This is a genomic window from Burkholderia cepacia, assembly GCF_001039005.1.
Lineage (GTDB): Bacteria > Pseudomonadota > Gammaproteobacteria > Burkholderiales > Burkholderiaceae > Burkholderia > Burkholderia theae.
Genome location: NZ_LDWR01000028.1, coordinates 45533 through 70314, shown reverse-complemented (window position 1 = coordinate 70314; position 24782 = coordinate 45533). Strand labels below are relative to the sequence as shown.

The 24782-nt window shown below is 68.2% G+C and carries 15 protein-coding genes; 9 read left to right on the top strand and 6 right to left on the bottom strand.

The genetic code is table 11. The features are described 5' to 3' along the window. Positions 1-130: 130 nt before the first annotated feature. From imuA to VL15_RS17065, 3 genes are read left to right on the top strand one after another with little or no spacing between them, the layout of a single operon-like run. The gene (imuA, locus tag VL15_RS17075) at positions 131-838 is read left to right on the top strand and encodes a translesion DNA synthesis-associated protein ImuA (RefSeq protein ID WP_048247021.1); all 708 of its coding nucleotides are present in this window, start codon (positions 131-133) and stop codon (positions 836-838) included. Beyond that, positions 771-2258 (top strand): Y-family DNA polymerase, encoded by a 1488-nt coding sequence (locus VL15_RS17070; RefSeq protein WP_048247019.1) that lies wholly within the window; start codon positions 771-773, stop codon positions 2256-2258. The genes imuA and VL15_RS17070 overlap by 68 nt, the downstream gene beginning before the upstream one ends. Before the next feature lie 6 nt (positions 2259-2264). Continuing rightward, entirely contained in the window at positions 2265-5483 is a 3219-nt protein-coding gene (locus VL15_RS17065) for an error-prone DNA polymerase (protein ID WP_048247159.1), read from the top strand. Between the two features lie 93 nt (positions 5484-5576). On the opposite strand, the gene VL15_RS17060 is transcribed toward VL15_RS17065, so the two are convergent. Genes VL15_RS17060 through VL15_RS17050 form a run of 3 tightly spaced genes read right to left on the bottom strand, consistent with a single transcriptional unit; the run spans position 5577 to position 11460 of the window. Then, on the bottom strand, positions 5577-7028 hold the full coding sequence (locus VL15_RS17060) for a short-chain fatty acid transporter (RefSeq protein ID WP_048247157.1): 1452 nt from the start codon (positions 7026-7028) through the stop codon (positions 5577-5579). A gap of 25 nt (positions 7029-7053) precedes the next feature. Then, positions 7054-7989, bottom strand: coding sequence for an ornithine cyclodeaminase family protein (locus VL15_RS17055; protein ID WP_048247018.1), 936 nt, complete (start codon positions 7987-7989; stop codon positions 7054-7056). 24 nt (positions 7990-8013) lie between these two features. Further along, positions 8014-11460, bottom strand: coding sequence for a molybdopterin-dependent oxidoreductase (locus VL15_RS17050; protein WP_048247016.1), 3447 nt, complete (start codon positions 11458-11460; stop codon positions 8014-8016). Positions 11461-11643: 183 nt separating this feature from the next. Here VL15_RS17050 and VL15_RS17045 point away from each other — a divergent pair, with 183 nt between their 5' ends. From VL15_RS17045 to nagE, 6 genes are all read left to right on the top strand, one after another. Continuing rightward, the gene (locus tag VL15_RS17045; RefSeq protein WP_048247015.1) at positions 11644-12555 is read left to right on the top strand and encodes a LysR family transcriptional regulator; all 912 of its coding nucleotides are present in this window, start codon (positions 11644-11646) and stop codon (positions 12553-12555) included. 316 nt (positions 12556-12871) lie between these two features. Then, positions 12872-13606 (top strand): GntR family transcriptional regulator, encoded by a 735-nt coding sequence (locus VL15_RS17040; RefSeq protein ID WP_048247013.1) that lies wholly within the window; start codon positions 12872-12874, stop codon positions 13604-13606. Positions 13607-13704: 98 nt separating this feature from the next. Beyond that, positions 13705-14808 carry an N-acetylglucosamine-6-phosphate deacetylase gene (gene nagA, locus VL15_RS17035; RefSeq protein ID WP_048247011.1) on the top strand — a complete coding sequence of 368 codons (1104 nt, stop codon included), beginning with the start codon at positions 13705-13707 and terminating at the stop codon, positions 14806-14808. After that, entirely contained in the window at positions 14801-15808 is a 1008-nt protein-coding gene (locus tag VL15_RS17030; RefSeq protein WP_048247009.1) for an SIS domain-containing protein, read from the top strand. Before nagA ends, VL15_RS17030 begins: the two co-directional genes overlap by 8 nt. Before the next feature lie 15 nt (positions 15809-15823). Beyond that, the gene (gene ptsP / locus VL15_RS17025) at positions 15824-18406 is read left to right on the top strand and encodes a phosphoenolpyruvate--protein phosphotransferase (RefSeq protein WP_048247007.1); all 2583 of its coding nucleotides are present in this window, start codon (positions 15824-15826) and stop codon (positions 18404-18406) included. 89 nt (positions 18407-18495) lie between these two features. Continuing rightward, positions 18496-20259 carry an N-acetylglucosamine-specific PTS transporter subunit IIBC gene (nagE, locus tag VL15_RS17020; protein ID WP_048247005.1) on the top strand — a complete coding sequence of 588 codons (1764 nt, stop codon included), beginning with the start codon at positions 18496-18498 and terminating at the stop codon, positions 20257-20259. Between the two features lie 158 nt (positions 20260-20417). Here the strand turns inward: nagE and VL15_RS17015 are convergent, their stop codons facing one another. From VL15_RS17015 to cydB, 3 genes are all read right to left on the bottom strand, one after another. Beyond that, positions 20418-22898 (bottom strand): family 20 glycosylhydrolase, encoded by a 2481-nt coding sequence (locus VL15_RS17015; RefSeq protein ID WP_048247004.1) that lies wholly within the window; start codon positions 22896-22898, stop codon positions 20418-20420. Positions 22899-23447: 549 nt separating this feature from the next. Then, positions 23448-23570: a cytochrome bd-I oxidase subunit CydX gene (gene cydX / locus VL15_RS39255; RefSeq protein ID WP_006477761.1), complete on the bottom strand. Its 123-nt coding sequence runs from the start codon at positions 23568-23570 to the stop codon at positions 23448-23450. A gap of 54 nt (positions 23571-23624) precedes the next feature. Further along, a complete protein-coding gene (cydB, locus tag VL15_RS17005; protein WP_048247003.1) occupies positions 23625-24761 on the bottom strand; it encodes a cytochrome d ubiquinol oxidase subunit II in 1137 nt (378 codons plus the stop codon). Positions 24762-24782: the final 21 nt, after the last annotated feature.

The window sequence follows — 24782 nt, the reverse complement described above, 5'->3', positions numbered from 1 at the left end:
GCCGTAACACGACGCGCGCGCCGGCTTCCCTCCCTGTTTTTCCTCTGACGAAACACCGGTTTCGCACCGGTGCTGTGCGGCGCGAGCGCATTGCCATATACTGTATATCCATACAGTTGTGGGTGGCGTCATGCTCGCATCCTCCATTTCTCCCGAATCCCTTCATCCGTCGCTCTGGCGCGGCTCGCAGCTCGCGCGCGGCGGCCCGCGCACGATCGATACCGGCTTCGCGTCGCTGACCGCCGAACTGCCGGGCGGCGGCTGGCCGGTCGGCGGGCTCGTCGAACTGCTGGCCGCGCAGCCGGGTTGCGGCGAGATGCGGCTGCTCGCACCCGCGCTCGCGCGCACCGTCAGCGCCCGGCGTCCGCTCGCGCTCGTCGCGCCGCCGCAATCGCCGCATGCGACCGCGCTCGCCAGTCTCGGCGTGCCGGCCGACGCGCTGCTGTGGCTGCGCGCCGGCAGCCGCACGGATGCATTGTGGGCCGCCGAGCAGGCGCTCAAGACCGGCTGCTGCGGCGCGCTGCTGCTCTGGCAGGACGCGCGGCCCGATGCGCTGCGGCGCCTGCATCTCGCGGCCGCGCGCACGGGCGACACGCTGTTCGTGATGCTGCGCCCGCTGTCGGCCGCGCGGCAGCCGTCGCCGGCCGTGCTGCGCGTCGCGCTGTATCCCGTGCCGGGCGGCGTCTCGCTCGACATCGTCAAGCGTCGCGGGCCCGCACGCAGCGAGCCGCTCGCGCTCGACCTGCCGTCGCCCATCGTGGAGAGTCGTTATGCGCGTCTTGCTCGGCATCCATCTGCCGCGCCTGCCGCTCGACGTGTGCGCCCCGCAGCCGTCTGACGCGGAGGCCGGCGCCGCCGGCTGCGCGGTGCTCGAGCAGGGCGTCGTGCTGATCGCCGATGCGGTCGCGCAGCGGCACGGCGTGCGCGCGGGCATGAAGCGCGGCGGCGTGCTGACGCTCGCGCCCGAGACGCAGCTTGTCGAACGCGATCCCGCGCGCGAGGCCGATGCGCTGCGCGCGGTCGCGCTCGCGTTGCTGCGCTTCTCGCCGTGCGTCGCGCTCGACGACGAAGCCACGCTGATCGTCGACGTCGGCCCGAGCCTGCGCCTGTTCGGCGGCCTGCCGTCGCTGTGCCGCCAGGTGCGCGCGACGCTCGCGGCGCTCGGCTACGCGGCGCGCCTGTCCGCCGCACCGACCGGGCGCGGCGCGTGGCTGCTGGCGCGCACGTCGGCCCGTGCGCGCATCCGGCGCCGCGTTGCCGGTCAGGCCTCGCTCGTCCGCTCGCTCGACGGGCTGCCCTGTGTGCTGTTGCCCGAGGCGCGTCCGTATGCGGGCTGGTTCGACGGCCTCGGTTGCCGTACGCTCGCCGATCTGCGCGGGCTGCCGCGCGCGGGGCTGCAGCGCCGCTGCGGTCCCGCGCTGCTGGCCGCGCTCGACCGCGCATACGGCGATGCGGTCGAGCCGCTTGCATGGATGGCGGTGCCGCCCGTGTTCGACGTGCGGCTCGAATTGTCGGAGCGGGTCGAATACGCGGAAGCCGTGCTGTTCGCCGCGCGGCGGCTCGTCGTGCAGCTCTGCGGCTGGCTGGCCGCGCGGCAACTGTCGCTGGCCGCGATGACGTTCGATCTCGAGCACGAGCGTGGCCGCCAGGCCGTGCCGCCGACGCCGCTCGAACTCGCGTTCGCCGCGCCCGTGCGCGACGAGGTGCACTTCATGCGGCTGCTCGGCGAGCGGCTCGCGCGCGTCGAGTTGCCGGCCGCGGTGATCGCGGTGCGTCTGAAGGCCACGCGCGTCGAATCGGTCGCCCCGCCGGCCGACGATCTTTTTCCCGAGCCGGGCGGCACGCGCGAGACGCGTGCGCGGCTGTTCGAGTTGCTGGTCGCGCGGCTCGGCGCGGAGAACGTGCTGCGCGCGGCGCCGGTTGCCGATCACCGGCCCGAGGCCGCGAACCGCTGGCTGCCGCTCGATGCGCAGGCCGGCAAGCCGGCCGGCGGGCCGCCGGCCGTGCCGCCGCGTCCCGCGTGGCTGCTGGCCGAGCCGCAGCCGTTGTTGATGCGCGAGAACCGGCCGGTGTTCCATACGCCGCTCAGGATGATGTCGTCACCCGAGCGGATCGAGGCCGGGTGGTTCGACGGTCAGCTTGCCGCGCGTGATTACCACGTTGCGCAGGATGAAGCCGGTGCGTGCTACTGGGTGTTCAGGGAGCGAGCGGGGAGCGAGTCCGAGCCGCGCTGGTTCCTGCACGGCCTGTTCGGGTGAGTGGTGATGGCTGCGGAATTCAAGTTTCTTCCTGACTACGCGGAGTTGTTCTGCCGTTCGAACTTTTCGTTCCTGCATGGCGCGTCGCATGCGGAAGAACTGGTCGAGCGTGCGGTCGAACTCGGCTATCGCGGGATCGCGATCACCGACGAATGCTCGCTCGCAGGCGCGCCGCGCATGCATGTCGCGGCGAAGGCGAAAGCGAAAGGGCTGCCGGGGCTGCCGCTCGTCATCGGTTCGTATTTCGACGTCACGCCGGATGAAGTCGCGCCCGGCCACGATCCGGGCCCCGGTGCGTTCGAGCTTGTGTTGCTTGCGCAGAACCGCGAGGGTTACGGCAACCTGTCCGAGCTGATTTCGTGGCGGCGGATGGCATCGCCGAAGGGCACCTACAAGCTGACGTCGCGGATGCTGTCGGCGCCCCCCGAGGAATTTGCACATCTGCGCGGGATGCCGGATTGCTTCGCGATTCTTGTCCCCACGTATCCGGTTCGCGCGAACGTGCTCGATGCGCAGGTCGCGTGGTTTCGTGCGACGTTCGGCGAGCGTGCGCGGCTTGGGCTCGTGCAATTGCAGCGCGCGCTGGATGGTGTGCAGCGCGAGGAGATTCGTGCGGCGGGCGAGCGGCGTGGCGTGCGTGTCGTTGCGCTCGGCGATGTGACGATGCACCGGCGTTCGTGCAAGGCGCTGCAGGATGTGATGACGGCGATTCGCGTCGGCATGCCGGTTTCGGAGTGCGGTTATGCGCTTGCGCCGAATGCGGAGCAGCATCTGCGTTCGCGCGGACGGATCGCGAAGCTGTTTTCGCCGGAGGAGATCGCGGAGACCTGCACGATTCTCGATGCGTGTCATTTCGACCTCGGCACGCTTCGCTACGAGTATCCCGACGAGATCGTGCCGAAGGGGCATACACCAACGAGTTACCTCAAGCAGGAGACTCGGGACGGTGCACTTCAACGTTACGCCGGAAAGATACCCGAGCACGTGCAGGAGCGGATCGACTACGAGTTGACGTTGATCGAGAAGCTGCGTTACGAACCGTTCTTCCTGACCGTCTACGACATCGTCAAATACGCGCGCAGCCAGAACATTCTTTGCCAGGGCCGAGGCTCGGCAGCGAACTCGGTCGTCTGTTTCTGCCTCGGCATCACCGAGGTGAATCCCGAACAGAGCACGATGCTGTTCGAGCGCTTCATCAGCGAGGAGCGCGGCGAGCCGCCCGATATCGACGTCGACTTCGAGCATCAGCGCCGGGAAGAAGTCATTCAGCATATCTACAGGAAATACGGCAAGGATCGCGCGGCAATCGCGGCGGCCGTTTCGACCTATCGTCCGCGTGGTGTGCTGCGCGAAACCGGCAAGGCGCTCGGTGTGGATCCGATGCTGATCGACCGTGTCGCGAAGGGGCATCGCTGGTTCGATGGCAGCCGCGATCTGCTGCAGCAATTCGCGACGACCGGGCTCGACCCGGCGACGCCGATGATTCGCGCATGGGCCGAACTGTCGGGGCGATTGCTCAACTTTCCGCGCCACCTGTCGCAGCACTCGGGCGGCTTCGTGATCAGCCGCGGCAAGCTCACGCGGCTCGTGCCGGTCGAGAACGCGGCGATGGACGGGCGGCGCGTGATCCAGTGGGACAAGGACGATCTCGAAGCGCTCGGGTTGATGAAAGTCGACGTGCTCGCGCTCGGCATGCTGTCGGCGCTGCATCGTGCGTTCGACATGCGCACCGCGTGGCGCGGGCCGCCGGAGCCGGACGGCGAGCCGTTCACGCTGAAGCACATTCCGCAGGACGATAAAGCGACCTACGACATGATCTGCCGCGCCGATACGGTCGGCGTGTTCCAGATCGAATCGCGCGCGCAGATGTCGATGCTGCCGCGCCTGCGGCCGCGCACCTATTACGATCTGGTGATCGAGGTCGCGATCGTGCGGCCGGGGCCGATCCAGGGTGGCGCGGTGCACCCCTATCTGAAACGGCGCCAGGGCATCGAAAAGGTCAGTTACCCGAAGGAAGACCTGAAGCCTGCGCTCGAACGCACGCAGGGTGTGCCGATCTTCCAGGAGCAGGTGATGCAGATCGCGATGATTGCGGCTGGTTTCACGCCCGGGGAGGCCGACGAACTGCGTCGCGCGATGGCCGCGTGGAAGCGCAAGGGCAATCTGGAGCAGTATCACCGCAGGATCGTCGACGGGATGCGCGAGCGCGACTATCCGCCCGAGTTCGCCGAGCAGATTTTCGAGCAGATCAAGGGCTTCGGCGATTACGGTTTCCCCGAGAGCCACGCGGCCAGTTTCGCGAAGCTCGCCTACGCCAGCAGCTGGCTCAAATGCCACGAACCGGCGATCTTCCTCGCCGCGCTGCTGAACAGCCAGCCGATGGGTTTCTATCCGCCGTCGCAACTCGTGCAGGACGCGAAGCGGCACGGCGTGCAGGTCCTGCCGATCGACGTCACGCAAAGCAACTGGGAAGCGTCGCTCGCCGCGCTGCCCGATCAGCCGCCGCCGCACGGCCAGCCGGCGGTGCGGCTCGGCCTGTCGCTCGTGCGCGGTCTCGGCGAGGCGGCCGCGCGGCGCATCGAAATCGCGCGCGCGGCCGGCCGCTTCGAGACCGTCGACACATTGGCGCGCCGCGCGCAGCTCGAACGCCGCGATCTCGAAGCGCTCGCCGCCGCGAACGCGCTCGCGACGCTCGCCGGCCATCGTCGCGATGCGCTGTGGCAGGCCGTCGCCGCGGCGCCGGAGCGCGACCTGCTCGCCGCCGCGCCGATCGACGAAACGGAGAAGCCGGTGCTCGGCGCGCCGTCGGAGGGCGACGACATCCTGGCCGACTATCACACCACCGGCCTCACGCTGAACCGCCACCCGGTCGCGCTGCTGCGGCCCGCGCTGCGCGCGCGGCGGCTGTCGTCCGCGGCCGAACTGCACGACCGTCCCGACGGCCGGCTCGCCCGCGCATGCGGGCTCGTGACCGCGCGGCAGATGCCGGGCACCGCGAAAGGCGTGATGTTCATGACGCTCGAGGACGAAACGGGTTGCGTGAACGTGATCGTCCGGCCCGAGCTGCTCGCGCGGCAGCGCCGCGAAACGCTCGATTCGCGGCTGCTCGCGGCGTCCGGCGTGTGGCAGGTCGCGAGCGACGTGAGGCACCTCGTCGCGCAGCATTTCGAGGATCTGACGCCGCTGCTCGGCGGCCTGCGCACGTCGAGCCGCGAATTCCACTAAGGCCGGCATGCACGCGGCACGACGGGCGCGCCACCGCTCGATCATCGCCGCGCCGCACCGCCTCCAAAGGCCGGAAGCCGACTCCGATACGCGTTACGGCATCACCGGCGGATGGTAGGCGAGCGTGCCTGCGAGCGCCCAGAGCATGAAGATCACGAGCGGCAGGTGAACAACCAGTTGCGTGAACGTGAAACCGACAATGTCGCGGGCCCGCAAGCCGAGCACACCGAGGAGCGGCAGCATCCAGAACGGGTTGATCAGGTTCGGCAATGCCTCCGCTGCGTTGTAGACGGTCACGGCCCAGCCCAGATGAACCTGCAGCAGTTTGGCCGCCTCGATGACGTACGGCGCCTCGATGATCCACTTGCCGCCGCCGGAGGGCACGAAGAACCCGAGCACGGCCGAATACACGCCCATCACCGCGGGAAACGACGCATGCGACGACATCGCGACGAAGAAGTGGGCGAGGTGATCGGAGAGCGGCAGCCCGGCGGGCGCCGCCGCTTTGGTCAGGATGTAGGCGATCCCGCCGTACAGCGGAAACTGGATCAGCACACCCGCAACCGACGGCACCGAACGCGCGACGGCATTGAGGAATCGCCGCGGTCGCCAGTTCAGCAGCATGCCTAGCAGCAGGAACAGAAAGTTGTACGTGTTCAGGTTCGAGATCGCGATCAGCGGATTTTTCGTCGTGAACTCGTGCCAGGCCCAGATCGCACCGATCGCCACGATCACGACGGTGACGAGCGGGCTGTATTCGAGCCAGTCTCCCGGGCGGGTGGGGCGGGCGAGCGTGGCATGGCTTTCGTCGAGCGCAATGCCCAGCTCCGTCGCGGTTTTCACCCGCGCGTCGTTGGGCGCGGACCGATACGCGATCAGCAGCGACGCGACGGTCAGCACCGCGGCCATCAGCATCGACTGCGGGAGAAAGATGGTCTCGGTGAAGGGGATGACGCCGGAGATCGCCAGCAGCGCCTTGGGCAGGCTGTCCGGATTCGCCTGCAGTTGCGACGCGGACGAACTCAAACCCAGCGCCCACGTCGCTCCCATGCCGAGATAAGCGGCCGCGCCTGCTGCGCGGTAATCCATGCGCAGTTCGGTACGGCGCGCCAGCGCACGAACCAGGAGGCCGCTGAAGATCAGGCTGATTGCCCAGTTGAACAACGACGCAACGATGCTGACGAGCGCGACGAACGTCACCGCTGCGCGCCCGGACGACGGCACGCGCGCGAGCGCATCGATCAACCTCGACGCGGGCGGCGACACCGCGACGACATAACCCGAGATGGCGACGATCGCCATCTGCATCGTGAACGGGATGAGGCTCCAGAAGCCGTCACCGAACGCCACGCCGACCCGCGTGATCGGCGCACCGGCCGCCAGTGCGCCCGCCGCCACGATCATCACCGCGAGCGCGGCGAAGATATAGGCGTCCGGGAACCACTTTTCCGACCAGCGAGCCATGCCCGCGGCCATCCGTTCAAGCACGCGTTCGCGGTCGGCCGCCGGCGCGTCGCCGCGCTGCACGCCCATCAGCTCTTTCATCTCGATCTCCTTGCCCGTCACGGCTTCAGGTTGTTTTTTCATGGATTTGAATGGCCGCGGCCAGATCTTCCAGCGCGGTGCCGACGGCCTTGAACACGGTGCGCTGAAGAGCGTTCGTCCGCCCCTGCGCTTCGCCCCGGCACAGCGCCGTCAATGTCCGACTCAGGTGGTCGGGCGCAATGATGTTGCGCGCCAGCGGACCCAGCAGATCGCCGGATTTTTGCGCGGCCTCGTCCGTATCGACATAAATCTCCGCCTGCCGGAAGCAGTCGTCGTCCGCTTCGCGCATGCGCGGCGTAAAACTGCCGATCAGGTCCAGATGCGAACCCGGTGCGAGCCACTTGCCGCAGACGATCGGTTCCGTCGCCAGCGTCGCGCAGGTGACGACGTCCGCGCGACGGACGCTGTCCTCGAGATTCGTGACGGCCGCTGCATCGAACCCGGCGCGGGTCAGCCGGTCGACCAGTCGGGCCACTGCGTCGGGATCCCTGTCCCAGACCTCGACGTGCGAGATCGGCAACTGGCTGCGATACGCGAGCGGCACCAGGCTGCCGACCCGGCCGGCACCCATCAGCACGAGGCGCGATGCGTCGGGGCGGGCCAGATAGGTGGCGGCCAGCGCCGACGCAGCAGCGGTGCGGCGCGACGTGATTTCGTTCCCGTCCAGTTGCGCGAGCGGGTTGCCCGTCCGCCCGTCATAGAGCACGTAGGTCGAGTGCAATCCGGGCATGCCGTGTTCCGCATTGCCCGGGAAGATGTTGACCGTCTTGATGCCCAGATAGCCGTGGTCTTCCCACGCGGGCATGATGAGCACCGTGCCTTCGTCTTCGCTGCCGGCATTGAGTACGTGCGAATGACGCAGCGGCACGTGGCAGCCGTCGACGAACGCTTGCTTCAGGCGTGCGACCAGCGATTCGAAATCCAGCGCGTCGCGTGTCGCGACGGCGTCGAAATGTTTCATGGTGAACCTTTCCTCAATCGGGGTTTAGGCGTCGATGCTGACGTCGGTTGCCGGAATGGCCTGACAGGCGAGGCACATGTCGGCTTCGTCCGGCCCGGGTCCGCTCAGATGCGTGACTTCGCCCGAGACGACCTTGACTGCGCAGCTCTCGCACTGTCCGACCCGGCAACCGCTCGGCAACGCGATGCCGAGACGCTCCGCGAACGACAGCAGGCTGCCGTCGCCGGGCGTCCAGGTGGCCGTGCGACGCGACCGCGTGAACTGCACCGTGTATTGCTTCGACGGGTCGAGCGTCGGCCGGGACGGTGATCTGAACGCTTCCTTGAAGATGTCGAACGGCGGGACGCCGCGCGCGATCAGCCCCGACGTGATCGCCTCCATCATCGGTTCGGGGCCGCACAGATAAAACCGTGCGCGCCGCCGGATCAGATCGTCGGCGACCACGTCGGCCGACAGGTAGCCGTGCATCTGATAGTCGCGTCCCGGCGTCTCGTCGTGCGGCTGGTTGTAGCAGTTGACGACTTCGAGCTTCTGCAGTCGCCGCTTCAAGGTCTCGATGCGGTCGCGGAACGCGTGCGTCCTGCTGTTCAGGTTGGCGTAGAAGAGTCTCGATTCCGGCGCCCGGTCCGCCTGATCCCGGATCGATTCCAGGTACGAGATGAACGGCGTGATGCCGATGCCGCCCGCGAACATCACGACGGGCTGCCGCGATGCCGGCGGCACGACGAACGTGCCGCCGGGCGCACCGAGCAAGACGGGATCACCGACCTCGAGCGCGCCGTGAATGTAGGACGACATCGCGCCTTCGAACGCCGTGCCGTCGCCAGTCCTGCCTTTCTGGTGGCGTACCGAGATGGCGTAAGTGCGGCGATCGTCTTCGCGGGCGGCGCCCGTCAGCGAATAGGCGCGCGTCGTCCCGCCGTCGCCGAGCGACGGGATATGCAGCGTCACATGCTGACCGGGCAAATAGTCCGGCAGTGCGCCGCCGTCCGCGGCCCGAAACGTGACGGTTCGCACGCCGCTCGCTTCCTCGCGTATGGCGGACACCACAAAGTCCCGCAGGCCTTTCCACGATCGGCGCGCCGGATCGACCGACTGGTCGCGCCGGATGCGGCAGCGCACGGAACGCAGCGGCGACGATCCGCTGACCGGATCGAGTTGCGTCGCCGACACGAGCTGGTTGAAATTGCTGTTGTCGCGGCCGCCCACGGCGAGCGCGTCCAGGCCGATCTCGTCGCACGCTTGCCACCAACCGTATTCGGCCACGATCACGTTGCGCGCCAGTTCCGGTACGACGCGCGCCTTGAAGCGCGCCGAGCCGTTCGTCGTTTCGATCAGGCACCAGTCGCCGTCGACGATGCCGTGTTCCGCCGCCAGTTCGTCGTTGAGTTCCGCTATCGGATGCGGCGCGCGGCGACGCAGGCTCGGCAGGCCGCGATGCTGGCTGTGGCAGTAGTACCCGTTCTTCATCGAGGTCAACGTGCAGGGAAAGCGCCGGCGATTGTCCGCGTGCGCATCCTCGCCATGCCGCGGCGGCACGTACCGCGGAACGGGTGGGTAGCCGTGACGATGCAATTTCTCGGAATACAGTTCGACGCGCCGCGTCTCCGTGTCGAAGCCGCGAATGCCGTTGGGCGTCGCTGCAGCGTATTGCCGCTCGCGTTGCGGCAATGGCCTGTAGATGCCTTCCGGATGGGCGCGCAGCGACGCGACGTTCAGCCCGAGCGGTTCGAGCACGTGATTCCATCCCGCCTCGATGCTGCCGCCGAAGAACGCGTCCTGCATCCCGAGCCGCACGGCCAGGTCGAAGACGATGTCGTAGTCGGCCCGGCTCTCGCCTCGCGGCGGCACCATGCGCTGCCTCAACTGCACGAGTTCGACCGCGCGCTCGTCGATCTCGAAACCGAGTCGCAGACCTTCCCGTTCCCACGGCGTGTTCACCGGAAGCAGGATGTCCGCATAGCGTGACGACGGCGTCTCGAAGAGATCGCAGTGAACATGGAAATCGAGCGCGCAGAGCGCATCGTGCGCGAGGCCGCCATCCGCCTGGGACAGCACCATGTTCGTGCCGAACGCGAACAGCGCGCGCACGCGGTAGGGTTCCCCGTCGAGAATGGCGCGATAGACGTCGCGTGCCGTTACCCAGCCTTGCGCGGGAGGGCCGAGCGGCCGCTCCGCAAGGCCGAGCGCTTTCGCGCGTTGCCGCGGGTTCAACATCGCGTAGCTGCTGACCGCGTTGGCCGGCTGCTTCGTCCATGCCCGATTCGAGCCGCGCGTGTCGAATGCACCCGTCAACGCATACATCGTCGCGATGGATCGCTCGGTCTGCGTGGCATTGGTGTGCATGCCGACGCCCGACCATGCGTGATAGGCAATGGCCTGATGCGGCCGCAGCATTTCAGCGGCCTTCACGATGTCGGCTGCGTCGACGCCGGTGATCGTGGCCGCATAGTCTGGCGTATAGGCATCGAGCGCCTTCGAATAGAGGTCGAAGGCCGGCGTGCAGTCCACGTCCACGCAGCGGCCCGCCGCATCCCGGATCGCCACGCGGCGCACGCCGGTCATCAACAGGTCGGCAGGCCGGGGCGCGGTTTCCTCTTCGGCGAGTTCCAGCCGCTCGAGCGTCTCGTTCCACAGCACATAGCGGTTGCCCGACGCATCGCCGTCGAGGTCCCGCTCGCGCAGAAACCGCCCGGTGTCGGCCCGCACGAGCAACGGGCCGTTCGTCCATTCCCGCACGAATGCATCGTCGACGTTGCCGGTCGCGATCATCTGCCGCGCGATCGCCATCGCGAGCGCGCCGTCGGTACCGGGATTGACGCGCAGCCACAGATCGGCCTCCCGTGCGAGCGCGGTCGGCCGCGGATCGACGACGATCAGCCTGGCCCCGTTGCGGCGGCCTGTTGCGATCGCATCGGCCTGCGCGAGCCAGGTATTGGCGGGATTGTTTCCCCACAGCACGATGAGTTCGGCATGCCGGTAATCCGCGACGGGAATGCCGCAGCCGAACGTAAAGGCATGCGCGCTGTCCTTGTGCCAGTTGCAGATCTCGGTCGCATAGCAAATATTCGGACTTTCGAACAACCAGACGAATCGCTCGACCCAGTCGATGCTGTCGCTCATCGGCGTGCCGCTGGGCGTGGTGACGCCGAAGGCGACCGACTCGGCGCCGTTTTCCCGCTTGAAATACGCGAGACGCTCCGCGATCTCGGACAGCGCTTCGTCCCAGCCGATGCGTTGCCAGCCGGGATCGACGGCATCCTTCGGGCGCGTGCGGCGCATCGGATACAGCACGCGGTTCGGGTTATGCACGAGTTCGGGGGCTGCTTTCCCCTTCATGCACATCGCGTGGCCGGTCGGGTGCGTATCGTCGGGTCGGACCTTGATCATCATGTCGCCACGCACGACGTTGATCGTGCCGCATCGCGACCGGCACAACGTGCAGTAGCCCTTCTTTTCCTGCGTCTCCATCGGTTTGCATCGTCCGCTTCATGTTTGCGACTATGCTAGGAAGCGGCGGCAGCCATGACAAATTCATCCTTTCGATGGTCCGGTATATATAGAATCAATATCGCGTCCATCGACCTGTTGTACTGTTCGGACCTTCGAGGCAGTGCTGATCCGGAGCTGCCCGGACTTCTCGGATCCTTTCTCGTGAACACGCACGTCACCCTGCGCCAGATCGAATACTTCGTGTCCGTTGCCGATACGGGGCAAATTTCGAAGTCGGCCAATCTTTGTTCGGTGTCTCAATCGTCGATGACGATCGCGTTGAAAAACCTCGAGGATGCGGTCGGCGTCACGCTGCTTCTGCGTCATCCGAAAGGCGTGCGCCTGACACCGGCCGGCGAGCGGTTCCTGCGTCATGTGCAGCACGCGACGATGTCGATCGATCGCGCCGTGGCGGCCGCGCAGGAGCAGCCGGAGCAGACCGCCGGGCATGTCCGGATCGGGGTGACCGAAACCATCTCGGCCTATCTGATGCCGTCGCTGATGTCCGCCATTTCCCAGCGCTTCGACAACCTGAGCGTCAGCATCGTCGAAAGCGAACGCGAAGCCATCGAGACCATGCTGGTCGACGATCGCCTCGATATCGCGCTGCTGCTGGTGTCGAATATCGCGGAAGTCGGCGACCTGAAATACGAGACGATTCTTCGCTCGCCGCGCCGGCTGTGGACCCATCCGGGGCATCCGTTGCAGGACGCCCATCGCGTCACCCTCGAGGACGTCGCGCGCGAGAACTATCTGCTGCTCGACATGGACGAGCACCTGCGAACCGTCGGCAAGTACTGGGGGAGCTACGGCATCGCGCCGAACGTCTGGATGCAGAGCAAATCGATCGAAGCCGTGAGAAGCCTCGTCGCGCTCGGGCACGGGGTGACGATCCTCTCGGATCTCGTTTATCGGCCGTGGTCGCTGGAGGGAAACCGGATCAGCCGCCGCAATCTCAGCGTGACCGTGCCGACGATGGACGTCGGCGCGGTGTGGCGGCGGGGCGGCGCGACGTCGACGCCGTGCCGCGCGCTGCTGGAGTTGTTCCGGTCCTGGAGAAAGACGGCCGGGTAGCGGGAAGCGCACTCGCGCATGCCCCCGCCGCGTGATGCATACCAGTCGCCCCAAGTGGTTCTATTCCGGTCTGATTTCGACGCCCGAAAACCCGGCAAACCGGCCGCTCGAACTGTCCCCTTGCATACCAATCCGGGTAAATCCCTATCCCGCACTGCGTTGTAAACAAAGGCTTTGTCGATACTAAAACGCTTGCCGGACAAGGCTTCCGGCGATTTTTGCACCGCTAATACCAGTTCGTTGACTGGTATTATGGTGGTTATATAATGCGTTCACTTTCGACGGCCCGAGGTCGTCGTCCGACACCCGGAGACACATGGAAACCAGCTGGTCCGAACTGGCGCCCGATCCGCTCAACGACACGCCGCTTTATCTGCAGATCGCCCGCAACCTGGCGAGCGCGATACACGGCGGCGCGTGGCAGGCCGGCGAGGCACTGCCGTCGGAGCGGCTGCTGTCGGTGTCGGTCGGCGTATCGCGGATCACGGCACGCCGCGCACTCGCGCTGCTGGTCGAGCAGGGGCTGATCAAGCGGGCGCGCGGGGCGGGCAGCTTCATCACGCCGCGCGTCGCCGATCCGCTGTCGCGTCTCGTCGGCTTCACCGCGAAGATGCGGCAGCGCGGTTTCGTGCCCGATTCGGTATGGCTGTCGCGCACGCTGCGCGCCGCCACCCGCGACGAGCTCACGCGTCTCGGTCTCGCGCCCGGCGCGACGGTGGCGCGGCTCGAACGGCTGCGCCGCGCGGACGGCATCGTGATGGCGGTCGAGCATTCGACGCTGCCGGCCGCGGTGGTACCCGATCCGCAGGCGCTCGGCGCATCGTTGTACGAATACCTCGAAGCGCGCGGGATGACCGTCGTACGCGCGCTGCAGCACTTTCGCGCGGCGAACGCGACGCACGCGATCGCGAAATGGATGGCGGTGAAGCCGGGCTCGGCGCTGCTCGTGATCACGCGCATCGGCTACGGTGCCGACCAGCGCGCGATCGAAGTATCCGAAACGTATTGCCGCGACGACTATTACGACTTCGTCGCCGAACTGAAACGCTGACGCGCGAGACTGCCCGCGCGCGACAGGCGCGAAGCAACGACACGGATTTGCAAATCACGACGCGGATGCCCGCGTCACCAGATCATCAAGAGAACGTCATGCTGACTGGAAACATCCTCACCCCCGACGGCTGGATTCACGGTTCGCTCGATAGCGAGAACGGCCGCATCACCACGCTCGACGGCAAGCCCGTCGATCCCGCGAAGAACGACGCGCCGTACATCCTGCCGGGTTTCATCGACCTGCACGTGCACGGCGGCGGCGGCGCCGACGTGATGGAAGGCGGCGACGCGATCGAGACGATCGCCCGCACGCACGCGCAATTCGGCACGACGAGCCTGCTCGCGACGACGATGACCGCGCCGCGCGACGAACTGATGAAGGTCGTCGGCAACCTCGGCACCGTTGCGCGCACCCGCACGCCGGGCGGCGCGCGCGTGCTCGGCGTGCACCTCGAAGGGCCGTACATCAACCCCGGCAAGCTCGGCGCGCAGCCCGACGCGGCCGTGTCGGCCGTGCTCGACGAAGTGCTGAAGTACCTGTCGATCGCGCCGATCCGGGTCGTCACGCTCGCACCGGAAATCGCCGGCCACATCGAGATCATCGGCGAGATGGCCGCGCGCGGCGTGCGCGTGCAGCTCGGCCACTCGCTCGCGACCTACGACGACGCCGTCGCCGCGCTCAAGCACGGCGCATGCGGCTTCACGCACCTGTTCAACGCGATGTCGCCGCTACATCACCGCAACCCGGGCCTGGTCGGCGCGGCGCTGGCGCATGCCGAATACGCGGAAATCATTCCCGACCTGCTGCACGTGCACCCGGGCGCGATTCGTGCCGCGCTGCGCGCGATCCCGCGCCTGTACGTCGTGACCGACAGCACGTCCGCAACGGGCATGCCCGACGGCGAATACCGGCTCGGCAGCCAGCACGTGACGAAGTGCCTCGGCGGCGTGCGGCTGGCCGACGGCACGCTCGCCGGCAGCACGCTGACGATGGACCAGGCGCTGCGCAACCTCGTGTCGCTCGGCCTGCCGATCGCCGACGTGTCGAACCGGATGTCGCGTTATGCGGCCGACTACCTCGGCGTCGCCGATCGCGGCCGCCTCGAGCGCGGCGCATGGGCCGACCTCGCGGTGTTCGATCGCGACCTGAACCTCACCGCGACCTACGTCGAAGGAGAATCGATTGTCGAATATGCTTAAGGAAGCGCGCGAGTCCGCCCAGGTCGTCGCCGCGCAGATCGCCGACACCACGCGCGTCGAAGCGCTCGCCGGCCAATTGCTCGATCACCCGCCGGCCGTTGCGCTGACGGTCGCGCGCGGCAGCTCGGATCACGCCGCGAGCTATTTCGCGAGCCTGACGATGAGCCGCCTCGGCGTGCCGGTCGCCTCGCTGCCGATGTCGGTCGCGACGCTGCAGCAGGCGCCGCTGAAGGTGCAGGACCAGCTCGCGATTGCATTCTCCCAGTCGGGCAAGAGCCCCGATCTCGTCAACACGATGGCCGCGCTGCGCGAAGCCGGCGCGCGCACCGTCGCCGCCGTGAACGTGCTGCCGTCGCCGCTCGCCGACGCGTGCGAGCACCAGTTGCCGCTGCTCGCCGGCCCCGAACTGTCGGTCGCCGCGACGAAGAGCTATATCGCGATGCTGTCGCTGTCCGCGCAGATCGTTGCCTACTGGCAGCGCGACGCCGCGCTGGTGAGCGCGCTGCGCGGCCTGCCCGACGTGCTCGCGCAGGCCGGCCGGCTCGACTGGTCGCCGGCCGTCGCCGCGCTCGAGGGCATCGAGCGGATGATCGTCATCGGCCGCGGCCTCGGTCTGGCCATCGCGCAGGAAGCCGCGCTGAAACTGAAGGAAACGTCCGGCATCCAGGCCGAGGCGTTCTCGAGCGCCGAAGTCCGTCACGGCCCGATGGAGCTGATCGACCGCGACTATCCGCTGCTCGTGTTCGCGCCGCCGGGGCCCGAGCAGGCCGGCCTCCTGCAGCTCGCTGAAGACATGCGTGCACGCGGCGCCGCCGTGCTGCTCGCGGCGCCCGCCGGCACGCCCGGCGCGACGCTGCCGCTCGCGCAGTCCGCCCATTCGGCGCTCGACCCGATCGCCGCCATTCTTTCGTTCTACGTGATGGCGGCGGATCTCGCCGTCGCGCGCGGCCGCAATCCCGACACGCCGCGCCACCTGAACAAAGTCACCGAAACGCACTGATAGCCGAGACAGCCGATGAGACGCGCCGAGGAGTCCCAGTTGAAGAGCCCCACCCACGATCAGATCGTCCTGCTTGCCCCGCTGACGGGGCCGATCGTCGCGCTGGCCGACGTGCCCGATCCGGTGTTCTCCGGCGGGATGTTCGGCGACGGCATCGGCATCGATCCGCTCGCGGGCAAGCTCGTCGCGCCGTGCGCGGGCATCGTGTCGCATCTCGCGCGCACGGGTCACGCGGTGACGATCACGACGCCGCAAGGCGCGGAGGTGCTGCTGCACATCGGCATCGACACCGTCGAGCTGAACGGGCAGGGCTTCGCCGCGCACGTCGAAGCCGGCGCGCGCGTCGAAGCGGGCGATCTGCTGATCGAGTTCGACCAGGACACGGTCGCACGCAGCGCGCATTCGCTCGTGTCGGTGATCGCGATCGCGAACTCCGACGCGTTCGAGGTCGTCGACCGCGCAAGCGGTTTCGCGACGGCCGGCGAGACGCCGTTGCTCGCGTTGCGCGGCAAGGGCGAAGCGGCCGCGCAGGCGGCGCAGGCCGGCGCGGCGGCGCACCACGAAGTGCGCCGCGAGATCGTGCTGGCGCAGCCGGGCGGCCTGCATGCGCGGCCGGCCGCGCGTGCACGCGAAGCCGTGCGCGGGTTCGACGCGACCGTCGACGTGCGGTTCGACGGCCGCAACGCGTCGATCGCGAGCGTCGTCGGCCTGCTCGGCCTCGGCGCCGGCGAAGGCGCGACGGTCGAACTCATCGGCCGCGGCGCGCATGCGCAGCAGGCCGTCGATGCGGTCGAGCACGAACTGCTGCGCGAAGCGCACGGCGAAGTCGAGGAAAAACCGGCGCGGCTGAGGTCGCCCGCGCCGCAGATGGTTGCGCGCAACGTCGGCGCTCCGATTGATCCGAACACGCTCGCGGGCGTGTGTGCGGCGCCCGGCATCGCGGTCGGCACGCTGGTGCGTCTCGACGATGCGGAAATCGTGCCGCCCGAGCAGGCATCGGGCACGCCGGCCGCGGAAAGCCGCCAGCTCGACCAGGCGCTGAAGGCCGTCGACGGCGAACTCGACGAAACGGTGCGCAACGCGTCGGCGCGCGGCGCGGTCGGCGAAGCGGGCATCTTCGCGGTGCATCGCGTGCTGCTCGAGGACCCGACGCTGATCGACGCGGCGCGCGACCTGATCAGCCTCGGCAAGAGCGCGGGCTTCGCGTGGCGCGCGACGATCCGCACGCAGATCGACACGCTGTCGAAGCTCGACGACGCATTGCTCGCCGAGCGCGCGGCCGACCTGCGCGACATCGAGAAGCGCGTGCTGCGCGCGCTCGGCCACACGAACGGCGCGGCGCGTGCGCTGCCCGACGAGGCCGTGCTCGCGGCCGAGGAATTCACGCCGTCGGACCTGTCGTCGCTCGATCGCCAGCGCGTGACCGCGCTCGTGATGGCGCGCGGCGGCGCGACGTCGCACGCGGCGATCATCGCGCGGCAACTCGGCATCCCCGCGCTGGTTGCGGTCGGCGACGCGCTGTACGCGATTCCGGACGGCACGCAGGTCGTCGTCGATGCGAGCGCGGGCCGTCTCGAACACGCGCCGACCGCACTCGACGTCGAACGCGCGCGCCACGAGCGCCAGCGCCTGGACGGCGTGCGCGAAGCGAACCGGCAACTGGCAGGTGTTGGCGCCGAGACGGTCGACGGCCGCGCGATCGAGGTCGCCGCGAACATCGCGACGCTCGACGACGCGAACACCGCGGTCGACAACGGCGCGGACGCGGTCGGGCTGCTGCGCACCGAATTAATGTTCATCCATCGCCAGGCCGCGCCGACGGTCGTCGAACACCAGCAGAGCTACCAGTCGATCGTCGACGCGCTGCAGGGCCGCGCGGCGATCATCCGCACGCTCGACGTCGGCGCCGACAAGGAAGTCGACTACCTGACGCTGCCGCCCGAACCGAACCCGGCGCTCGGCCTGCGCGGCATTCGCCTCGCGCAGGTGCGCCCCGATCTGCTCGACGATCAGCTGCAGGGCCTGCTCGCGGTGAAGCCGTTCGGCGCGGTGCGCATCCTGCTGCCGATGGTCACCGACGCGGGCGAACTCGTGCGGCTGAGAAAGCGCATCGACGAATTCGCGCGTGCGCAGGGCCGCACCGAGCCGATCGAGGTCGGCGTGATGATCGAAGTGCCGTCGGCCGCGCTGCTGGCCGACCAGCTCGCGCAACACGCGGATTTCCTGTCGATCGGCACCAACGACCTGACGCAGTACACGCTCGCGATGGACCGCTGCCAGGCCGATCTGGCCGCGCAGTCCGACGGCCTGCATCCGGCCGTGCTGCGCCTGATCGACATCGCGGTGCGCGGCGCCGGGAAGCACGGCAAGTGGGTCGGCGTGTGCGGCGCGCTCGGCGGCGATCCGCTCGCGGTGCCGATTCTGGTGGGCCTCGGTGTGACCGAACTGTCGGTCGACCCCGTGTCGGTGCCGGGCATCAAGGCGCGGGTGCGCCGTCTCGATTACCAGTTGTGCCGTCAGCGCGCGCAGGATCTGCTCGCGCTCGATTCGGCACAGGCGGTAAGGGCAGCAAGCCGCGAGGTCTGGCCGCTCGACTGAACGTCGACGGCGGGCGCGTGGCCCGTTTCGGTACAAGAGCGTAATTAGGTCAACGACGATTAACGACGAGACAAGGATTGGAGGACTGAATGAACGGGAATCCGTTTCTGAAAATACAGGGCCTGGGACGGGCGCTGATGCTACCGATCGCGGTACTGCCGGTTGCCGGCATTCTGCTGCGACTCGGCCAGCCCGACGTGTTCAACATCAAGATGATCGCCGACGCCGGCGGTGCGATCTTCGACAATCTGCCGTTGCTGTTCGCGATCGGCGTGGCGGTCGGCTTCGCGAAGGACAACAACGGCGTTGCTGCGCTCGCGGGCGCGATCGGCTACCTGATCGAAACCGCGATCATGAAGGACATCGATCCCAAGCTGAACATGGGCGTGCTGTCCGGGATCATCGCGGGTGTGGTCGCGGGCTTGCTGTACAACCGCTACAAGGACATCAAGCTGCCGGACTACCTTGCGTTCTTCGGCGGCAAACGGTTCGTGCCGATCATCACGGGGCTGGTCTGCGTGATACTCGGCATCGCGTTCGGGTACGTCTGGCAGCCGGTCCAGCATGCGATCGACGCGGCCGGCCAGTGGCTGACGACGGCGGGCGCGATCGGTGCGTTCGTGTTCGGCTTCCTGAACCGCCTGCTGCTCGTCACGGGCCTGCACCACATCATCAACTCGCTCGCGTGGTTCGTGTTCGGCAACTTCACGCCGCCCGCCGGCGGCGACATCGTGCACGGCGACCTGCACCGCTTCTTCGCGGGCGACCCGACCGCGGGCACCTTCATGGCCGGCTTCTTCCCGATCATGATGTTCGGCCTGCCGGCGGCGTGTCTCGCGATGCTGCACGAGGCGCCGAAGGAGCGCCGCGCGATGGTCGGCGGCCTGCTGTTCTCGATGGCGCTCACGTCGTTCCTGACCGGCGTGACCGAACCGATCGAATTCAGCTTCATGTTCCTCGCGCCGGTGCTGTACGTGATCCACGCGGTGCTGACGGGGCTGTCGCTCGCGATCTGCCAGATCCTCGGCGTGAAGCTCGGCTTCACGTTCTCGGCCGGCGCGATCGACTACGTGCTGAACTACGGGCTGTCGTCGAAGGGCTGGATCGCGATCCCGCTCGGCATCGCGTACGGCGCCGCGTACTACGGGCTGTTCCGCTTCTTCATCCGCAAGTTCAACATGGCAACGCCGGGCCGTGAGCCGGCATCGGCCGATGCGGCAGTCGAATCGTACGCATCGGGCGGCTTCGTCGCACCGGCTGCGGGTGCCGCCGCGGTTGCGCCGCGTGCGCAGCGCTACATCGCGGCACTCGGTGGCGCGAGCAACCTGTCGGTCGTCGACGCATGCACGACGCGTCTGCGCCTGACCGTCGTCGATCCGGAGAAGGTCTCGGAGCCGGAACTGAAGTCAATCGGCGCGCGCGGCGTGCTCAAGCGCGGCGGCAACAGCGTCCAGGTGATCATCGGGCCCGAGGCCGACATCATTGCCGACGAGATGCGTGCGGCGATCGGCAGCGGCGCGACCGGCGCGGCAGCGACGGCGACCGCCGCCGCGGCGCAGCCCGTCACGGGCGCGGCCGCCGGCCCGCTCGATCCGGAGCCGGCCCGCTGGCTCGCGGTGTTCGGCGGGGCGACCAACGTCGCGTCGCTCGATGCGATCGCGACCACGCGCCTGCGCGTTGTCGTGCGCGATCCGTCGGCGGTCGATCGCGATCGTCTCGGCGCGCTCGACGTCGCGTGGGTGTCGCTCGACACGTTCCACATCGTCTGCGGCAACGCGGCGCAACGCTATGCCGAGCAGCTCGGCGCGCGCTTGCCGCCGGCGAGCGGCGGGGCGGCCGCACAACCGGCCTGATGCGATGAAGCCGGCCTGATCCGCGACGCGGGTTCGGGCCGGCCGGCAAAAATGAGAACGGCTTGCGATGCGTCGCAAGCCGTTTTTCTTTGGCGGGGCGATTGCGCGATGCGTTCGCCCGCATCGCGTATCGCTCAACCGTTCAACCGCTCAGCAGCTCACGGGTTCGTCAGCGTGAAGGTCGGCTTCCGGTAGCCGATGCCGGCCCGGTCGAGCTTCGGCAATTCGCGTTGCGTGAGCAGCGTCGCGAAACCGGCCCAGTCGCGCTGCAGCGCGGCCAGGTCGACGTGATGCGTATCGCCGCGCTTGTAGCGTACGCCGGCCGCGTACGGCAGCTCCCAGTCGGCCCGGTGCCACGCGCGCTCGGCGAGCGCGAGCAGCCGCGGATAGGCCATGTATTCGAGGAAGGTGTCGTTGCGCATCACCTCGCCCCACGCCTGCCCCTGCATGCCTTCGATGCGCGGTGCGGGGCCCGTGCCCGTGACCTCGAACGTGTTGCCGTCACGGTCGCCCATCACCTCGGCGTTCTGCGGCAGGTTCTCCGGCGCGAGCGAGAACACCTTGTACTCGTCCGTCGCGTGCGAGCCCCAGTAGTAGCCGCGCTCGCGCGGGTTGAGCGTGTACGGGAAGTCGAAGTACAGGTAGTCGGGCAGTGCGAGCACCGTCAGGTAGCCCTTGCCGCTCAGGTCACGCGCGCTATCCGATGCGCCCCAGAAGATCGTGTCCCACAACGACACCATCACGTGACGCGTGCTGAAGTCCTGCGGCCCGTTCGCATGCTTGATGCCGTCCTGCCAGGCGGCCATCGTGTCGATCCCGTTCGCGTTGACCGCCGCGCTCACCTGTTGCGCAAACCGCGTCGGCAGCTCGTCGATCGACTTGATCTCGCCGCGCTGGAGCAGCGCCGTGCACGCGGGCGAACGCGCCCACGGCTTGTCCTGCGCGGCAAGATCGATACGCCCCTTGTTCGGATCGGTGCCGTTCAGCGGCTGGAAGCCCGCGCCGAGCAGGATGTTCTTCGCTTCGTCGCCGCCGTAATGCCAGATGTGCAGCGGCGCCTGCGCATCCGCATGCATCGCCGCGATCTCGCGGATCACCTTCGACGCGAAATTGAGCGCGCCCGGCACGCACGGGTTCAGGTCGCTGCGCCGGTCGTAGAACTGCACCGTCGTCAGGTTCGACGTGTCCTGCGGATCGAGCAGCCGGTATGCATTCGCTTCCTGCTCGCGGCCGGCAGCATGCAGGCGGCGGTAGCGCGCCTCCATCGTCACGACGGCCGCGCGCGCATGCGCGGGCATGTCGATCTCGGGGATGATCTCGACGAAATGCGCGGCTGCGTAACGCACGAGCGCCACGTAGTCGTCGCGCGTCAGGTAGCCGCCGCCGGAGCGGTTGTCCGGGCCGGAGCCGAGTTGCGGCAGCAGGCAACGCGTTTCGCTCGGGTCGTGGCAGCGGCGTCCCCCGATCTCGGTCAGCTCGGGCAGGCCGGGAATCTCGACGCGCCAGCCCTCGTCGTCGGACAGATGCAGGTGCAGGCGGTTGAGCTTGTACGCGCTCATCTGGTCGATCAGGCGGCGCAGCGTCGCCGGGTGCTTGAAGTTGCGCGCGAGGTCGACGTGCATCCCGCGATGCGTGAAGCGCGGCGCATCCTCGACGAGCATCGCCGGAATCGGGCCGCCGCCGGCCGGCGCGAGCGAGAAGAGCGTCTGCACGCCGTAGTAGAGGCCCGCGCGATCGTAGCCCTCGATGAACACGCCGCGCGGCCCGATCGCGAGCCGGTAGCCGCCGGGTGTCGCGATGTCGGCCGGCAGCCGGCGCGGCGCGACCGTGCCCCACACCGGCACGCGCGCGCCGTCGAGCCCGAGTGTCGTCGCGCGATCGCGCAGCGCCGCGACCTGCGCGTCCGGCAGGTTGGGCAGCGCGAGTTCGACGCCGCGCAGGTCGAGCGTGCCGGGCAGCGGCTGCTCGCGCTTCACGCTCGGCAGCGCACGGCTCGCGTCGGGCCGTGCAGCCACGGGCGGCGCGTTGCCGGTTGAGTTGTTCTGCGCGTCGGCCGGCAGCGATTCGACGTAGCGAAGCTCGTCGTCGGTGTCGTTGTAGCGGAGCACGGCCGGCGGCGCGCCGTCGACGACCACGTACGGGCGCGGGATCACGTCGCTGTAGCGCAGCAGCCAGTATTCGGCGACGAACGGCAGCTCGATGCGCTCGCCGGGCGCAAGCCGCACCGAGCCAGGTTGCGGTGTCAGTTCGTACAGGTCGCCCGTGAGCCGCCGCAGCGCGAAGCCCGGACGGTCGATCCGCAGCAGGCGGCGGATGCTGTGCAGATAAAGCTTCCAGCCGCCGTCGGCGATCGCCTGGTGGCCGCGGTTCTGCAGGATCAGGCGGCCCGTCGCGCAGGCGGCGCCGTCGGCGCCGAGATCGGCGCACGGCACGCCAGCCGCGGCCGCGTGGTTGTTGTCGACGGCGACGCGCAACGCGAGGCCGTTCGACAGCAGCGCCGCGAGATTGGCTGGTTGCGCGGCCGGTTGTGCTGCCGATGGTGCGGTGCCGGCAGTCGACGCCGGCTGGGCGCCGATCGCGACCGGCGACAGCGCCGCGATCAGCAGGCCGGCAAACAGGGATGGCAAGGTGCGCTTCATTCGAACTCCTGAGAAAAAAGGGGGCGTGGCGGCGTCGTGGAGCGACGTCGCTGCGTTCGGGTCTTTCAATGGAGCAGCGGGAGATACAGCACGCGGGGCGATGCGGCCGCACCGCGCGCATTCGGCACGCGGGGGCGTGCGTTACGGAACGGGGGGCGGGCAGGCGTGCCGATCGGACCGGCGGGGTGGCGTACGCGTGCTCATCGGCGGCGCGCGGCAACCGCCGCGGCGGCGTGGCAGCCGCAACCGGCTGCGCTCGACCGGCCGCGCACGACGGCGGGCGCGGCCGCCCACGGATGACGACACGGCGCGCACGCGTGCGCCACATACGGGATTCGCATGTCTCCCCCACCAGATGGATTCGGCCTGTCAGCGGCCGTGTCCAAAGATCTTATGAAACCTTTTATTGGTATTCAAGTGGTATCAATCTGGCGCTAAATTGGCATCGGCGTGCCGGGCCTGTCAGCGCGGCCGGTACGAAAAAAAACCTCGCGCGAAGCGAGGTTCTGTCCGGACAGCGGCGGTGCGATCCGCCGCACGCGTCACACGTCAGTCGCGGCGCGCCCGCACGGGCGCTTCCTGCGTCTTCTGCCGCGCTTCGAGCCACATCGCATTGACGATGCCGAACGACAGCGCGACGCCGATACCGAGAATCCAGCTGAAATACCACATGATCCGACTCCTTGCGAAACGGTGGACGGGGGCGCCTGCGCGCCCCGGCCCGGTTCAATACATCGAGTGCTTGTTCTCTTCGAGCGTCTGGCGGGTGACCTTGCCGCGCATCACGCGATACACCCAGCTCGTATAGAGCAGGATGATCGGCAGGAATACGATCACCGCGAACAGCATCACCTGCAGCGTCATATGGCTCGACGTCGAATCCCACACGGTCAGACTGCTGCGCGGATCGAGCGACGACGGCATGATGAACGGGAACATCGAGAAGCCCGCGGTCAGGATCACGCCGGTGATCATCAGCCCGGTACAGAGGAACGCCGTCTTCTCCTGCTTCGAGCCGGCGAGCAGCAGCGCCAGCAGGCCGCCCGCGATCCCGACGACGGGCGCCGCGATCATCCACGGATACTGGCTGTAGTTCGCGAGCCACAGGCCCGAGCCGGCGGCGACGTCCTTGAGCAGCGGGTTCGCGACCGTGTCGGTCGCCGCGGCGCGCGTGATGTGGAAGCCGCCGATAGTTGAGGCGATCAGCACGCCGGCCAGCACGAACAGCACGACCGCGAGGAACGCCGACACGCGCAGCGCGATCGATGCACGGCGTGCGATCACGCCGTCGGTCTTCATCTTGATGAACGCGGCGCCGTGCGCGACGAGCATCGTGAGGCTGACGAGCCCGCACAGCAGCGCGAACGGGTTCAGCAGCGCCCAGAAGCTGCCGTAGTAGGTCACGCGCAGGTCGCTGTCGAACTTGAACGGCACGCCCTGCAGCAGGTTGCCGAACGCGACGCCGAACACGAGCGCTGGCACGAAGCCGCCGACGAACAGGCCCCAGTCCCAGCCCGCGCGCCAGCGCGGGTCAGGCCGCTTGCTGCGGTAGTCGAAGCCCACCGGCCGGAAGAACAGCGCGAACAGCACGAGCAGCATCGCGAAGTAGAAGCCGGAGAACGACGCTGCGTAGACGAGCGGCCAGGCGGCGAACATCGCGCCGCCGGCCGTGATCAGCCACACCTGGTTGCCTTCCCACGTCGCGCCGACGGTGTTGACGATGATGCGGCGCTCGTCGTCGGTCTTGCCGAGGAACGGCAGCAGCGCGGTCGCCCCCATGTCGAAGCCGTCGGTGACGGCGAAGCCGATCAGCAGCACGCCGACGAGCAGCCACCAGATCAGCTTGAGAGTTGCATAGTCCATAGCGATTCCTTGTTCCGTTTC